Source organism: Acidobacteriota bacterium, assembly GCA_012517875.1.
GTDB lineage: Bacteria > Acidobacteriota > JAAYUB01 > JAAYUB01 > JAAYUB01 > JAAYUB01.
In genome coordinates, this window is sequence record JAAYUB010000030.1 from 22,777 (window position 1) to 38,709 (window position 15,933).

Sequence of the window (15,933 nt, forward strand, 5' to 3'; positions counted from 1 at the left end):
CAATGCCCGCCGTCAGCATCCTCAACGATGTGCTGGGTCCGGTCATGCGAGGGCCGTCCAGCTCCCACACCGCCGGCTCCCACCGGATCGGCCGACTGGCGGCGGCGCTGCTGGGCGAGCCGGTCCGACGGGTCCGTGTTGCCTTCGACCCGGCTGGCTCCTACAGCCAGGTGTACCGGGAGCAGGGTGTGGACCTGGCTTTGGCGGCGGCGCTCCTGGGCTGGGAGCTGACCGCAGAGCGCTTCGATGACGCGCTGGCTGCGGCGCAGGCGGAGGGGATCGACCTGGCATTCACCGTGGAACCTCTTGTCGAAGCGGATCACCCGAACACGATCGACATCGTGCTGGAGGGTGTCGCCGGCGGCTTGCTGTCGGCCCGGGCCCGTTCCACCGGGGGCGGCTCCATATCCCTGGATCGCCTGGGCGGCTGGCCGGTAGCCCTGGACGGCACCGCCGGCGAACTGCTCGTCGAGGCCGAGGCTGTAGGCATCGAGGGCCTGATCGACATTCTCTCCCGCCTGCCGGGCCGTCGGGAACCGTTGCACCGGCAACAAGCGGGCAGCCTGTGTTTGCTCCACGTGCGCCTCGACGATCCGCCCTCGGATGCAGCCACCGCTCGCCTGCAGATCGTCCAGGGCGTCCGGCGGATCTGGTCGACTCCTCCGCTATACCCGGTGATCCGGGGTGAACCCATGTTCCGTTCGGCCGCGGACCTGTGCCGGCTGGCGGACGAGCATGGGCTGTCCGTGGGCCGACTGGCGCTGGCATCCGAGGCGCGGCTGCTCGGCTGGAGCGAAGCGAAAACTCAGGCCGAGATGTCGGCGCGCCTGGAAGTGATGCGCGCCGCCGTGCGTGACGGTCTGGCCCGGGACACTCACCCGATGCGGCTGCTGGAGTCGTCGGCGGGTGCAGTGTACCGGGCCGATGCGGCCGGTCGGCTCTTCACCGGCGGGCTGCCCGCCCGGGCGGCCGCCCGGGCCCTGGCGGCGATGCATGTGACCAGCGGTGGCGGGGTGGTCTGCGCGGCACCCACCGGCGGATCGGCCGGAGTGCTGCCGGCGGTCGCGGTCACCCTGGCCGAAGAGCTCGGCCAGAGCGACGATGCGGTGGTCCAGGCGCTGTTCGCCGCCGGCGCCGTGGGCGCGATCCTGGCCGAACGGGCCACCTTCGCCGCCGAGGTGGCCGGCTGCCAGGTGGAGATCGGCGCCGCCGGCGCCATGGCCGCCGCGGCGGTGGTGGCGGCCGCCGGCGGATCCGCCCGTCAAGTCGCCGACGCTGCCGCCATCGCTTTCCAGAACACCATGGGCTCTGTCTGCGACCTGGTCCAGGGGATGGTGGAAATCCCCTGTCACACCCGCAATGCGGCAGCCGCCGCGTCGGCGTTCGTCATGGCCGACCTGGTCCTGGGCGGTTATGCCAATCCCGTGCCCCTCGACGAGACCATCGACGCCGTCTATGCCACGGGTCGGATGCTGCCGCCGGAGCTGCGCTGCACCGCCCGCGGCGGTCTGGCCGCGACACCGAGCGCCCGTTCTCTGCGCCGGCGGCGCTGAGCGCCCGCCGGCCATCCTTGACCGCGAGGCACCCGAATGGCATCCCCAACGCTTCTCTTCCTCTCCGCCGCTGACGTCCGGCGGGCCTTGTCCATGCCGGCGGCCATCACCGCGGTGACCGACGCCTTCGTCCGGTCGTCGGCCGGCGGGGCGTTGGCGCCGCCGCGTCTCCACCTGGCGTTGCCGCCTCGCGACCGGACGGTGCTGGTGATGCCGGCCTGGCTGTCGGGCTCCGACACATTGTCGGTCAAGGTGATCGCGTTGTATGGAGATAACCCGTCCCGGGGCATACCCTTGGTCCATGCGCTGGTCCTGGTGCTCGATGCGGAGACAGGCCGCCCCCGGGCCGTGATGGACGGCGGCGCGCTCACCGCCCTGCGCACCGGCGCTGCGTCTGGCGCCGCCACCGCCCGGCTGGCCCGCGCCGAGGCGGACACAGCGGCGATCATCGGTGCCGGTCGCCAAGGCCGGGCGCAGCTGGAGGCGTTGTGCGCGGTCCGCTCCATCCGCTGCGCGACGGTGTACGACCCGAACGGGGATGCAGCCGCCGCGTTCGCTGCGGAGGCTTCGGCGACGTTTGGCATCCCGGTCGCCCCGGCGCGTTCAGCGGATGAGGCTGTTGCCGCCGCCGGTATCGTGTGCACCGCCACCCCGTCCGGCACTCCCGTGTTCAACGACGCCGCCGTCCGGCCCGGCACGCACATCAACGCGGTGGGCGCTTACACCCCTGACCGGCGTGAGATTCCCGGCGCCACCGTGGCCCGGGCCCGCCTGGCAGTGGACAGCCGTGCCGCATGTCTTGAGGAAGCAGGCGACCTGCTGCTCCCCTTGAACGAGGGGCTCATCGGCCCGCCCGACACCTGGGCGGAACTGGGCGAGATCGCCGCCGGCAACCGCCCCGGCCGCCGGTCGGCGGATGAGATCACCTTGTTCAAGTCGGTGGGGCTGGCCGTCCAGGACGCGGCGGCGGCGGCCGCCGCCTTGCGCACGGCCGAATCCCTGGGGCTCGGCACTCGGATTGAGCTTTGAGTGGGCGTGCGCCCCGACGGTTGGATGGAGGCCGGCGCGCATGGTACACTGATTCCAACACATTCTTGTCGCAGACGAGACAATGCACAGCGAAACTCCGGCAGATCCCGAACGTCCCATGGACACGGCGCCAGACACGGTGGGGCCGACGAGTATTTCAGCGCCTGCCGATGCCGTGGGACTCCCGGCGGCGCTTGCCGGCCGGTACGCGGTGGTCCGCAAACTGGGCCGCGGGGCGTTCGGGGACGTCTTTCTCGCCCGCGACCATATACTCCAGCGCGACATCTGCATCAAGGTGCTCCGCGACAATCCAGACGCGGCGGCCTCGCCCGCGGAGTCGAGGGAACGGATGCTTCGAGAAGCCCGGGCGGCCGCCCGGCTCAAGCATCCGAACATCGTCACCATTCACGACATCATCGCCGACGACCGTCTGGCCGCCATCGTCATGGAACACGTCGAAGGCGAGAACCTGCGCGACATGATCTCGCGCCGGGGGGCCCTGCCATTCGATGAAGCCGCCGGCATCGCGCGCCAGGTCGCCGAGGCGTTGGCCTATGCTCACGCCAATGGGGTCATCCATCGCGACATCAAACCCGCCAACATCTTCCGGGCCGGCGACGGGACGGTGAAGCTGGGCGACTTCGGCACCGCCCGCCTGGAGGGCCAGTCGGCGATCACTCTGACCGAAGGGCTGGTGGGTACGCCGGCCTACATGTCCCCGGAGCAGATTCAAGGGCAAAAAGTGGACGGCCGCACGGACGTCTTCTCGCTGGGTGGCACCCTGTACGAGATGCTCACCGGCGTCCGCCCGTTCCACGATCCATCGGCCTACACCATGCTGTTCAAGATCCTGCACGAGGAGCCCGCAGCCCCGAGCCGGTTGGTGCCGACGATCCCGGCGGCGGTCGATTCGATCGTCGCCAGGTGCCTGGCCAAAGATCGCGAGCAGCGCTACCCGGACGCCGCCGCCCTGGCCGCCGAGTTGGGCGGTGTGTCCGCCGCCGTACCGACGCGCTTTCCGCCGGCGGCGCGCGGGCTGCGCCGCTGGCGAAGATTCGCTGCGGCTGCGGCGCTGGTGGCGATTCTGGCCGGAGCGGCCTTCCTCCTGTTACCGGGCAGGATGGGCGCCCGACCCTTTGTCACGATCAGCCCGTTCGACAACCGGACCAACCGCCAGGAGTTCGCGTTCATCGCCGAGGGGCTGTCCGCGGAACTGGGCCGGCGGTTTGCCGAAGAGGTATCGGTGACACTGGTGCCGTTCGACGACGTCGCCGCCCAGCAACGCCGGGGCCGACGGATTGAAGACGCTGCCCGAAAGGCCGGGGCCGGCTTTCTCATCACCGGCGCGCTGCGCGCCAGCGGCGAGCAGCTGTCCGTCGAGTACCGTCTGCAGAACCTGCGCTGTGACGCCCAGTGGCAGGACACCCTGCCGCTCGCGCGCCGCAATCTGCAGGGCTCGCTCAACCAGATCAAGGGCCAGATCAGCGCCTGGCTGGATTTGAAGACGCCACCCCGGATCGACACCATGGACCCGCAGGCATACGAATTCTATCTGCGCGGCGTGTCCAAGATCGTCGAGATGGAACAGGGGCGCGACACCGCGTTCACCGAGGGTCGGTCATTTCTGGAGCGGGCGGTCGCCATCGAGCCATCCGTGGAAGTGTACACGGGACTGGCCCGGTTGTACTACCAGGCGGTCAATCTCGGTCTGGCGCTGGAGTCCGAAAACATGGACATGGCCCGTTATTACATGGGAAAGGCCCTGCAAATCCGGCCCGATTATGGTCCGCTCATCCAGCAGCAGCTGCGCTCGGCGCTTCAGGAAGGCCGCTATGAGGACACGTTGAAAATCGCCGCCCGGGAGATCGCCGCCGACCGGCTGGAGCTCGACTACGCGGCCATGGCGGCGTATGCGCTGCGCCAGACCGGCCGATACCGTTGGAGTGGCTCGCTCTACCGGCAGACCATCCGCCTGTTTCCCGAGAATTACTACACCAAGCTCAACTACGCCATCTGCTTGTTTCAGCAGGGACGTCACGTCGAGGCGATGAAGCGGATTCGGGCTTGCGTCGCCGACGAGCCGGACAAGTACTGGGGCCAGTTCTACCTGGCCTACTACTCGCTGTTGCTGGGCGACACGGCCGCCGCAGCGCGCCAGGCCGCGACGCTGCCCGACAACGCGACCACGCAGAACATCCTTCGACAGATCGCCCTGATCCGGAACAATCCGGCGGCGCGTGACGTCAAGCTGTCCGACCCGGAGCTTTCCACCACCGACGTGAACCATTCCCTGCGGCTGGTCGAGACCTACGCCCTGGCCGGCGACACCGCCGCCGCGCTCCGTCAGTTTCAGATCAACATCCGGATGGGACACGGCACGTGGGAGTTTTTCGACTGGGATCCGCTGCTGGCCCGGTTGCGGGAAACACCGGAATATGGCAAGTGGCGCGAGGAGGGGTTGCGTCGGCGGGCGGCGGCCTGGCGACGGCAGGACGCGATCGTGCGGCCGATTTTTCAGAAACTCGGCATCGATCCGGCCGTTGAGCCCCGGCAAACGGAACGCGATCTCCGGTGATGGCGCCGTCGGCTCACATCCGGCAGGAGCGGCGGCGCCGACGGACAAACGCAGGGCGACTCCGTCAATCGCGGTGCTTCACCGTCCGCAGCGCCGTAATGACCAGCATGGGCCCTACGAAACAGGCCTTGCCGATGAAATAGAGGCCGATGCCGGTGGAGACGGCGTTGTCCTTCGTCGCCTCGAAGCCAACGAAATACAGAATCCAGATTCCCGCGAACAGGCAGATCAGCGAAGCCAGCACGCCGCATGTGACCCCGACCCGGGTGAGGCGGTCCATGAGCACCTCCTGTTGAGATGGCAATGGGCTCATTGGACCACAAGTCACGGTCAAAATACCACATTTTCCGATCTGGCCGATCTCGCCAGCCGGCCGACAGGCGGTCGGTGCAGGCAGCCTGCCGCCGGCCGCCCCGTTGAAGGCACGTCCGCGGCCGGTTCAGTGCACCATGATGCCCAGTTCCCGGACGAGGAAGCTCCAGATGTCGGCGATCTCCTCGATCTGCTTGGCCACCGGCTTGCCGCCACCGTGTCCGGCCCGGGTCTCGATGCGGATGATCACCGGCGCCGGTCCCGCTTGGGCCGCCTGGAGCGCCGCGGCGAACTTGAAGCTGTGTGCCGGGACCACCCGGTCATCGTGGTCGGCGGTGGTGATCAGGGTGGCCGGGTACCGGGTGCCCGGCTTGATGTTGTGCAGCGGCGAGTAGGCGCGGATGGCCTTGAACTCCTCGGGGTTGTCGGGCGAGCCGAAGTCGGACACCCACGCCCAGCCGATCGTGAACTTGTGGAAGCGGAGCATGTCCATGACGCCCACTTCCGGCACCGCTGCGCCGAACAGGTCCGGCCGCTGGGTCAGGCAGGCGCCCACCAGCAGGCCGCCGTTGCTGGCCCCGCCGATGGCGAGCTTGGAAGTGGACGTGAATTTTTCGGCGATGAGCCATTCGCCGGCGGCGATGAAGTCGTCGAACACGTTCTGCTTCTTGAGCTTCATCCCCGCCTGGTGCCACTCCTCGCCGTACTCACCCCCGCCCCGGATGCAGGCCAGCGCGTACACGCCGCCCATCTCCATCCAGACCAGGTTGGACACCGAGAAAAAGGGCGTGGACGAGGCGTTGAACCCGCCGTATCCATACAGGTACACCGGGTTATTTCCGTCCAGCTTCAACCCCTTACGATGCGCCAGGAACATGGGCACCCGAGTGCCGTCCTTGCTCGTATAGAAGACCCGTCGGACCTCGAACCGGTCCGGATCGAAATCCACCTTCGGACGGCGGAAGGGCGTCTGTGCGCCGGTGGCGACATCGTAACGGTAGATGGCGCCGGGCGTCACGAAGTTGGTGAACAAGAAGAACGTCTCTGAATTGTCGGCGCGGCCGCCGAAACCGGCCACGCTGCCAAGGCCGGGCAGCGCCACGATGCGTTCGAGCCGGCCGTCCAGGGAATACACCGACACCTTGCTGGCGGCGTCCTCCATGTAGCCGGCCACCAGGCGGCCGCCCAGCAGGCTGGCGAACTCAAGCGTGTCGGCAGCCTGGGGCAGGACCTCGCGCCAGGCGGCGCGCTCGGGCCGGCGGATGTCGATGGCAATGACGCGACCCCGCGGGGCGCCCAGGTCCGTCTTGAAGTAGAACACATCGCCCACATTTCCCAGGAAGTAGTAACTGGCCTCGAGTTCCGGCAGCAACTCCACCACGGGGCGGTCGGACTTGGCCAGTTCCTTGTAGAAAAAACGGTTCCGGACATCGGTCCCCTGCCAGACGGAGATGCCGAGAAACCGGCCGTCCTCGGTCACGCTGCCGCCGAAGCCCCATTCCTTCTGGTCCTTGCGCTCGTACACGAGCACGTCCTCGGACTGCGGCGTGCCCCGCTGATGGTAGTACAACTTCTGAAAGTAGTTCTGCGCCTGCAGCATGCTCTTCTCGTCGGGGGCGTCGTAGCGACTGTAGAAGAAGCCTGCGCCGTCCTTCGTCCAGGCGGCGCCGGAGAACTTCACCCACTGGACGCGGTCCGGCAGGTCCTGTCCGGTGGCCACGTCGCGGATACGCCACTCGGTCCAGTCGGAACCGCCGCTGGAAACGCCGAAGGCGATCCACTTCCCGTCCGGGCTCACGGCGTAATCGGCCAGCGCCACCGTGCCGTCCGTCGACCAGGTGTTCGGGTCGATGAGCACCCGCGGCTCCCCGTCGAGGGCGTCGGCGGAGTAAAGCACCGATTGGTTTTGCAGGCCGTCATTGCGGGTGTAGAAGTACCGTCCGCCCTCCCGGAAGGGGATGCCGAAGCGCTCGTAGTTCCAGAGTCTGGTCAGGCGTTCGCGGATCTTTAGCCGGGCCGGGATCCCCTCGAGGTAGCCGAAGGTGATCGTGTTCTCCGCCTCGATCCAGGCGCGGGTCTCCGCTGAGTCCGGGTCCTCGAGCCAACGGTACGGATCGGCGATCTTCACGCCGTGATAGTCGTCCACGGTGTCGCCCAGCCGCGCCGCCGGGTATCCCTTCGACGCGTCATCGGCGGTGTCGGCCGCCCGGATCGCCGTGAGTGTGCCCAGTACCAGAATCATCATCAGACCCGTTCTCAGAATCGAGCAATTGGACATGGTGTTCTCCCGTGTGAATTGAGGGTTCGGCGCCCTCGAGTCGCGGCGTTGTCGTCATACCGCTTCTCCCAGGCTGTCTGGACCATGACATTGTACGTCCGGTCCGGCCGAAAAGGTTCGTCGAAGGCCGATGACAGGTTGGTTGATGTGGGGATCGGGCCCCGGTGACGCTCGGCTTCGGGCGTATGAGCGGAACGCGCCGGGGGGCGCGGACTATGGGTGCGCGGAACCGATGCCGATGAGCCGCATGACGCCGTCGATGAACGTGAGGGGGTGGACGGGACAGCCGGGTACGTACAGATCCACGGCGTGCCCGTCGAAAAAGCTGCGCCGCAGAGCCGGCGACGACGCAAACACACCGCCCGAAATGGCGCAGCTTCCCACGGCGATGAGCAGGCGCGGCGCGGGCACGGCACGCCAGGTGTCTTCCAGCGCGGCAGCCATGTTCTCGGAGACCGGCCCCGTGACCACCACACCGTCGGCGTGGCGGGGCGAAGCGACGAATTCGACGCCGTAGCGGCCCATGTCGAAATTGACATTGCCGCAGGCGTTCAGCTCCATCTCGCAGCCGTTGCAGCCGCCCGCCGACACCTGGCGCAGCTTGAGTGAGCGGCTGAAGAGTCGGCGGATCTCCACCCGGACGGCGTCGGCCGCGGGCTCCGCCGCCGCGGTCACGCCCTCGCCCGTGATCAACGCCTCGCGTTTGAAGGCCGCCAGCCGGTGCTCCGTCGTGAATTCGATCGCCCTCGCGGGGCACGCCTCCTGGCAGTCGCCGCACAGGATGCAGCGGCCCAGGTCGATGCGCAGGGGCTCGGCCGTGATGGCAGCCGCGGGGCAGATCCCCTCGCACCGCCGGCAGCGGGTACATGATGCAGACCTCAACTCGGGCTTCCCGCGGAAAGGCGGGATCACGCTTGCCCGGAGAGGATCCGGCACGAAGGCCCAGCCGTGGCGCCGGCGGATTTTTAACAGGTCAAACATTGCCGGGTTCCTTGGAATGATGACGTCCTGCAGGTGAAGTGCCGAAGTGGCTGGGATGAGGGAGGACAAGGAGCACGATGGAACGATCACGATCACGATCATGATCATGACTACGATTACGATTACGAGCACGAACGGCAGTCAACACTTTCCTACTCCTCACTCCTCACAGGTCATGTCCGCAATACGACAGATTGAAGCTCTTGTTGCAGAGCGGGAAATCCGAGATGCCGTTGTGGCGCACCGCCAGCGCCAGGCCGAACCAGTTGTGCACCGACGGATCCTTCACCCGGTAGCGGATCACCCGCCCGTCGCCGCCGGTGACGACCGCGTGCAGGATCTCGCCCCGCCACCCCTCCACCAGCGAAACGGCCAGCCGATCGGGAGGCAGCGTGGCGTGCGCCGAAGTGGACCGGGCGGCGCCGTCGGGAAGGTCTTCCAGCCGCTGCCGGATCACCTCGAGCGACTGGCGGATTTCCAGATATCGAATGAAGGCCCGGGCCAGGACGTCTCCGCTTTCCTGGGTGACCGGTCGGAGCGGGACGTCGGCGTACCCGCCCCACGGGTGATCGGCGCGCACGTCGCGGGGGACGCCGCTGGCACGCGCGGCCATGCCCACCAGGCCGATGCTCTCGGCCGAAGCCCGACAGACGATGCCCGTCTTCTCAAGCCGCGACAGCACCGATGCCGACGAGAAGAACTTCTCGGCCATCCCTTCAGCCTCGCTCCAGACATCGCCCAGGTTTTTCAGGATCGTGGACCGCAGCACGTCATCCACGTCGCCGCGAACGCCGCCGGTCTGAATCCAGCCGCGCCCGTAGCGACTGCCGCACGCGGCCAGCGACGTGTTGATTACCCGGGTGCGCAGCGCGCCGAACACCGCGTTGCCCGTGAGGTAGGCCACGTCGTTGGCGATGGCCGCGAGGTCACCCATGTGCACGCTGATCCGCTCCATCTACAGGGCGATATCGCGCACGTACCGGGCGCGCGGCGTCGGTTCCAGCGCCATCAGCGCCTCCATGGCGCCGCAGTAGGCCAGGTTGTGCCCCACTGCCGTGTCCCCGGCGATGGACTCGGCCAGCCGGTTCCGGAACGGGTGAGCCGGCGCGGCGTCGCGCTCCAGCAGTCGCTCGACGCCGCGGTGCTGGTAACCGAGCTGGATCTCCAGATTGTGGACATCCTCACCGGCGCACTGGAAGCGGAAATGCCCCGGTTCGATCACGCCGGCGTGCACCGGCCCCACCGCCACCTCATGCACTTCCTCGCCCGCCATAGCGAAGAACGGGTAACCGGCCATTGTCTGGGTCCTGTCCGCCCGGTCGTGGGGGTAGCGCACCGGCTTGAGCCAGGGATGCCCCTCCGGTAGCAGTCCGTGCTCCTCCCACAGCTCCCGTTCGAACACGTGGGCGGCCGACACCTCGCGGGTGATGGCCGGATAGGCGGCGCCAGGCGCCGCGGCCGCGCCGGCGATCCAGAGCCGGGCGGCGGAGTCATCGGCCAGAACGGCGTACACGGTCAAGCGGTCATCCGCGGGAACCCCGAACAGGGCCGCCAGTCGCAGTCCTTCCTGGCAGCGCCGGATGATTTCGGCGGCCAGCTCTGGCAACTTCCAGGTCGGGATGTCGGCGCGCGCCTCGCTGCAGGTGTTCCGGGTGGCGAGCCAGCCGTGCATGCTCACCTCCCCCCGCCCAGGCTGACGGCCGCCCGCTGCACCAGGTCGTAAACCGGCGCAGGCATGGCCAGCCCCACCGCCACCAGGACGGCGAGGAACAGCACCTGCGGAATGTAGTTGACCAGCGGCGTCCGCTGGCTGCGCACGGAGGGGTTGGGATCGCCGAACGCCATCTGCATCACCGAATGCCCCATGCCGAACAGGATGACGGTCAGCAGGAGAAAAAACGGCACCAGCAGCCAGGCGTTGCCGCCGTCCAGGATGGCGCCGGCCATGAGAAACTCGCTCAGGAACGCCGGGAACGGCGGGAATGCGGCCAGGGCCAGGAAACCGATGATCCAGAGCCAGCCCGTCGCCCGGTCCACGCGCAGGAGGCCGCGCACGCCGGCCACGTCCTTGGTGCCGTAGTGCCCCAGGATGTTGCCCGCGGTCAGGAACAGGGACGCCTTGCCCAGCGAATGGGCCACCATGTGCAGCATGGCGGCGAAGATCCCGACGCCGCCGAGGCCCGCGCCGACGGCGATGAGCCCCATGTTCTCGATGGACGAGTACGCCAGCATCCGTTTGTAGTTGCGGTTTTTAAGCACGAACACGGCGCACACGAACAGCGACAGGAAACCCATGGCCACCAGCAGGATCCTGGCCTGCGCGGCCTGGCCCGCCAGGTCCATGACGCGATACACCCGCAGGATGCCCAGCAGTGCGGTGTTGAGCAGCGTGCCGGAGAGCACCGCCGAGATGGGCGCCGGCGACTCGGCGTGGGCGTCGGGCAGCCAGGCGTGCACTGGGGCCAGTCCCATCTTGGTCCCGAAACCCATCAGGATGAACGGGAACGCCAGCCGTAGCCAGAACGGCGACAGTTTGCCGGCGTTGGCGCCCAGGTCGTCGAAGAACAGCGACACGGTGTCGCCCGCGCTCATGGACAGCAGGATGATCCCGACGAATGCCAGCGCGATGCCCACCGAGCAGATGAACACGTACTTCCAGGTCGCTTCGAGGGCGGCCTTGTTCCCCTCATAGTAGATGAACGGGGCGCTGGCCAGGGTGGTCCCCTCGACGAAGACCCACAGCAGGCCGAGATGCGTGGAGAGGATCACGCCGGTCATGCAGCAGTTGAAGAGCAGCAGGCAGATGGCGTACCAAGTGTGCCACCGCGGGCTCAGCCCGGACTGCTTCAGAAAGTCGCCGTGATAGAAGGCTACCCCCAGGTACAGCACCGACAGGACCAGCAGAAACAGGATGTTCAGGTCGTCCACCCGGAAGAAGGGCAGCAGCGACGACGGCTGCCGCCACAGCCAGACGGAGATCACCAGGTGGAGCACCGCGTATAGGTAGATGGTCGCCACGTTGACGGTTTTCGACTTGAGCGCCAGCAGCAGGACGCCGGCGGCAAGGGGGAACAGGATGAGGATGGCGATCAGCATGGCGTCAATCCCGGAGATGCGTCAAAGCATCGATCTTCGATTCGTCGAAGGTGGACTTGATTTTCGTCGCGAACAGGCCCAGCAGGAAAATGCCCAGGAAGATGTCCAGCAGCACACCCAGATTCACCAGGAGCGGCATCTCCCGCGCCATGGAGAGCGACAGCAGGAAGATGCCGTTCTCCAGCATCATGTAGCCGGCGACATGGGTGACCAGCATCTTCCGGGTGGTGATCACCAGCAGCCCGGTGAGCATGGTGGAGACCGACACGCCGAAGTACAGCGGCTTGATGTCCTGGGCGAAATCCAGCGAGCCGTACGCCAGTACGAATCCGAAAGCGAAGATCAGACTGGCGATGACCACCGAGAAAAAATTGGGGATGTACGGTTCCAGTTCCCGAAAAACGCCGTTGCGGCGGACCACCCGGCGCAGGAACCACGGGATGATGATCGCCTTGAAGCCGAGGGTCTCCACCGCGAGGAACAGCAGGTTGAGCAGGTGGAAATTCTGCCAGTCGGCGACCACCAGCAGGAACAACACCAGGCCCTGCGCCACCAGCATGCGGACGTACGCCTCGATGCGGCTGGTGGCCGCCACGTAGAGCATGGTCACGCCGAACAGGACGATCAGGAAGTTGATCACCGCAGCCCCCCGAATTTGAACAGCAGCACCACCGCCAGAACGATCAGCCCGTTGGACGTCATCAGGAACACGAACTGCGACACATGCGTCATGCGCAGTCGCGCCGTGACCGATTCCACCAAACCGGTGGCCACGGCCACCACGGCCAGCACCAGCAGCACCGCCGCAGCCGACACGCCAAGCGGCACCGCCGCCGGCAGCACCAGCGCGGCGATCAGCGCCCCCACGATGACCAGCTTCAAGGCGGCGGCATACTGGAGGAACGCCAGATCGGGACCCGAATGGTCCAGCACCATGACCTCGTGGATCATGGTAAGTTCGAGGTGCGTATTGGGATCGTCTACGGGCACCCGGCACCCCTCCACCAACAGCATGATGAAAAACGAGATCACGCCAAGCACCAAGGCCACCTGGAGCAGCCCGCCGGAACGCTGCAACGCCGGCAGGGCGTCGGCGAGCGACGTCTGGCCGGCGATCGTCATGCAGCCCGCCATCAGGAGAAAGAACGCCGGCTCCACCAGTCCGGAGAACAGCGCCTCGCGACTGGCGCCCATCCCCTCGAAGCTGCTGCCGGTGTCCATGGCCGCCAGCACGCGGGCGAACTTGCCCATGGCCAGCAGGTAGGCGAAGAGCACGAAATCGCCCTCAAAGCTGATGACGGCCCCGCCGCCGGCCAGCGGCACCAGCAGCCCCGCCAGGATCACCGCGGCCAGATTCACCGACGGGGCCAGCCGGAAGACCGGCGTGGTCGTGTCGCTGATCACCGCCCCCTTGCGCAGCAGGCGGAGGAAATCGTGGAACGGCTGCATCAGCGGCGCCCCGCGCCGGCCGGCCCATATGGCCTTGGTCCGGTTGATCACGCCCACCAGCAACAGGGGTGCGCCGAGCAGAATGAATAGGTTGACGGCCAGGTTCAGCATGACCGACTCCGCCCGGGTCCGGTGATGGTGCGCATCCGGAAGGTCATCACACCACCGCCATCCAGATCAGGGTGACGGCCAGAAAGACCAGGCCGTAGAAAATGTAGCGCTGGGTGCTGCCGCTTTGGATCCACGTGAAGCGCGTTAAGAACCGGTTCAGACGGTTCACCAACGGCTGGATCAGCCAGGCCTCGAAGATGTTCCCCGGATGGGTTTCAAACGAGGCCGAGTCGGGGAAGAAGCCCGTCGGCTGCTCGAGCTTCGTCTCCAGCGCCAGCACCGGATTGGTCAGGGCCAGCACCGGCGCGGCGAACGACGAGGCCGTGTACTGCATCCGGGGCGTCCCCGCCCCGTAGCCGCAATCCCACGTCCGGAAGGTTTCCACCGGTCGGCCGCCGAGCAGCAGTCGGCGCAACGCCATCAGCCCCGCGGTCAGGACGACCAATCCCGCTGCAATGAGCGAGATGCGCTGCAGCAATTCGAGCACCGGCAGGCGGGCCGGCAGCGCTGTCGCACCAGCCAGCAGGCGGGCCGCCGGCAGGACCAGCGTCACCGCCGCCTGCGGCAGCACGCCGATGAGCAGGGCCAGGGCGCCGAGCAGAAGCATGGGTCCGCGCATGCTCCAGCCGGGATCGCGCATGTCCGGCGGCGGCGGCTGACGGGGAATTCCCAGGAAGGCCACACCGCAGACCTTGGCGAAGCAGATGAGCGCCAGCACGCCCACCAGCGCCAGCACCGCCATCACCAGGGCGGACACCAGCACCAGCGCCACCCGCTGGCCCACCAAACCGCTGAACGCGGCGGCGTACACCAGAAACTCGCTGACGAACCCGTTGAAGGGCGGCAGGCCGCAGATGGCCGCGGAGCCCACGATGAACAGTCCGGCCGTGACCGGCATGCGGCGGGCGATGCCGCCCATCCGCTCGAGGTCGCGGGTGTGCAGCCGCCGGTAGACCGCGCCGGCGGCGTAAAACAGCAACGCCTTGAAGATGGAATGGTTCAGGACGTGCAACACGGCGCCGGCGAAGCCGAGGAAGGCGATCATGGGGGCGCTGTACGCCAGTCCGAGCATGCCCATGCCGATGCCCAGACCGATGATGCCGATGTTCTCCACGCTGTGGTAGGCCAGCAGGCGTTTCAGGTCGTGCTGGGCGATGTCGTACACCACCCCGAGCACCGCCGAGGCGGCGGCAATGGCAAGGACGGCCAGCGCCAGTTCCACCGGCGGCTTGCCCAGCCACGACACGACGCGCAGGATGCCATAGATGCCCGTCTTGATCATGATCCCCGACATGATGCCGGACACGTGCGACGGTGCCGCCGGGTGGGCCCGGGGCAGCCATGTCTGCAAGGGAACAAAGCCGGCCTTGATGCCGAATCCGGCAAAGAAGAGGAGGAAAATCCCCGGCGCAGGGAACTTCAGATCCTGGAAAACAGCGGCGAAGTGTCGGAAATCCATCCCTGCCCCGCGGCCGCCGACGAAGAGGAATCCGGTGATGAGACAGACCACGCCAACGTGCATGGATACGAGGTAGTTCAGACCGGCGTCCACCACCTCGTCCTTCCAGTGCTCGGTGACCACCAAGAAGAAGGACGCCAGCGACATGATCTCCCACACAATGAGGAAAGCCAGGGCGTGCTGCACCACCGTCACCAGCAGCATGCTGGCGGTGAGCAGGCCGAGACAGAAGAAGTGACCGCCCAGCCGCTCCGGCCTGACCGACGCGGCATCGGATCCGGCGCGGAGATAGCCGGTGCCATAGATCCCGCCCAGCAGACAGGTCAGGGCGATAGCCAGGGCGAAGAACGCCGACAGCGGATCCAGCACCAACGGTACGTCACCGAAGAGCGGTCCCGCGGCAAGCACCCGGGTCTCCGTCCCGCCACTCCAGATGGCGAGCCAGGCGCCGACCATGACCACCAGACAACCGGCGGCGGACAGCAGGGTGCTGAGGCGGCTCTTCCAGTCGGCGGGGACGACCAGGGCAGCTAGGCTGCCGGTCAGGATGAGAGTGATCCCGATGACGAACAGATCCATGACGTACTCCGGGGATGCCGGACCCCTGAACCGGGCCAGGCAACCAGTCCGCTCAACGTGGGCTGGTCAGTGCGTCCGCCCGGTTGCGGGCCCCATCAGTCGGGCCGTCCGGGCCGGATGAATCGGCGGCACCCCGCGAAAGCGCCGATTGTAAAACCGGAGATATGGAAACTCAAGGGAAATTCTTCGCCGCCGAAGCAGCTCGGATTTCCGTTCAGCTGGGTCTATCACTCGATGAATATCCGCTTGGCTGTCCCCCGGGCTGCGGCCCGGACCCTGCCCATTGCACCGTGGGCGGATCCAGAGTGTCGGCATACCGTCATGCATCGATCCGACCGACCGCTGTCACGCCATAAAAAAGCCTCCCCGAAGGGAGGCTGAATATGGCGGGGTTGACGAGACTCGAACTCGCGACCTTCGGCGTGACAGGCCGACGTTCTAACCAACTGAACTACAACCCCGCGTGCTTTAAAGACCCGTGATCCGTTTCCTGGTGGGCGGTACAGGGCTC

12 protein-coding genes and 1 tRNA gene are annotated in these 15,933 nt (G+C 67.1%); 3 read left to right on the forward strand and 10 right to left on the reverse strand.

The window, feature by feature from the left end; genetic code table 11:
* Positions 1-2 precede the first annotated feature (2 nt).
* The 3 genes from GX414_04355 (at position 3) to GX414_04365 (ending at position 5,157) form a co-directional block, all read left to right on the forward strand.
* Complete coding sequence (locus GX414_04355; protein ID NLI46320.1) at positions 3-1,553, forward strand: hypothetical protein; 1,551 nt, start codon at positions 3-5, stop codon at positions 1,551-1,553.
* Between the two features lie 36 nt (positions 1,554-1,589).
* Complete coding sequence (locus GX414_04360; protein ID NLI46321.1) at positions 1,590-2,582, forward strand: hypothetical protein; 993 nt, start codon at positions 1,590-1,592, stop codon at positions 2,580-2,582.
* Between the two features lie 118 nt (positions 2,583-2,700).
* On the forward strand, positions 2,701-5,157 hold the full coding sequence (locus GX414_04365) for a protein kinase (GenBank protein ID NLI46322.1): 2,457 nt from the start codon (positions 2,701-2,703) through the stop codon (positions 5,155-5,157).
* Between the two features lie 64 nt (positions 5,158-5,221).
* Here the strand turns inward: GX414_04365 and GX414_04370 are convergent, their stop codons facing one another.
* From GX414_04370 to GX414_04415, 10 genes are all read right to left on the reverse strand, one after another.
* Positions 5,222-5,437: a hypothetical protein gene (locus GX414_04370; protein ID NLI46323.1), complete on the reverse strand. Its 216-nt coding sequence runs from the start codon at positions 5,435-5,437 to the stop codon at positions 5,222-5,224.
* A gap of 159 nt (positions 5,438-5,596) precedes the next feature.
* Complete coding sequence (locus tag GX414_04375) at positions 5,597-7,747, reverse strand: S9 family peptidase (protein ID NLI46324.1); 2,151 nt, start codon at positions 7,745-7,747, stop codon at positions 5,597-5,599.
* Between the two features lie 213 nt (positions 7,748-7,960).
* The gene (locus tag GX414_04380) at positions 7,961-8,728 is read right to left on the reverse strand and encodes a 4Fe-4S binding protein (protein NLI46325.1); all 768 of its coding nucleotides are present in this window, start codon (positions 8,726-8,728) and stop codon (positions 7,961-7,963) included.
* 166 nt (positions 8,729-8,894) lie between these two features.
* Positions 8,895-9,662 carry a hypothetical protein gene (locus GX414_04385; GenBank protein ID NLI46326.1) on the reverse strand — a complete coding sequence of 256 codons (768 nt, stop codon included), beginning with the start codon at positions 9,660-9,662 and terminating at the stop codon, positions 8,895-8,897.
* A gap of 21 nt (positions 9,663-9,683) precedes the next feature.
* On the reverse strand, positions 9,684-10,400 hold the full coding sequence (locus GX414_04390) for a hypothetical protein (protein NLI46327.1): 717 nt from the start codon (positions 10,398-10,400) through the stop codon (positions 9,684-9,686).
* Between the two features lie 2 nt (positions 10,401-10,402).
* A complete protein-coding gene (locus tag GX414_04395) occupies positions 10,403-11,824 on the reverse strand; it encodes a hypothetical protein (protein NLI46328.1) in 1,422 nt (473 codons plus the stop codon).
* Between the two features lie 4 nt (positions 11,825-11,828).
* Positions 11,829-12,464: a hypothetical protein gene (locus GX414_04400; GenBank protein ID NLI46329.1), complete on the reverse strand. Its 636-nt coding sequence runs from the start codon at positions 12,462-12,464 to the stop codon at positions 11,829-11,831.
* Positions 12,461-13,384 carry a hydrogenase gene (locus GX414_04405; GenBank protein ID NLI46330.1) on the reverse strand — a complete coding sequence of 308 codons (924 nt, stop codon included), beginning with the start codon at positions 13,382-13,384 and terminating at the stop codon, positions 12,461-12,463. Before GX414_04405 ends, GX414_04400 begins: the two co-directional genes overlap by 4 nt.
* A 46-nt stretch (positions 13,385-13,430) precedes the next feature.
* Complete coding sequence (locus GX414_04410) at positions 13,431-15,422, reverse strand: hypothetical protein (GenBank protein ID NLI46331.1); 1,992 nt, start codon at positions 15,420-15,422, stop codon at positions 13,431-13,433.
* 384 nt (positions 15,423-15,806) lie between these two features.
* Positions 15,807-15,883, reverse strand: a tRNA-Asp gene (locus GX414_04415).
* Between the last annotated feature and the right edge of the window lie 50 nt (positions 15,884-15,933).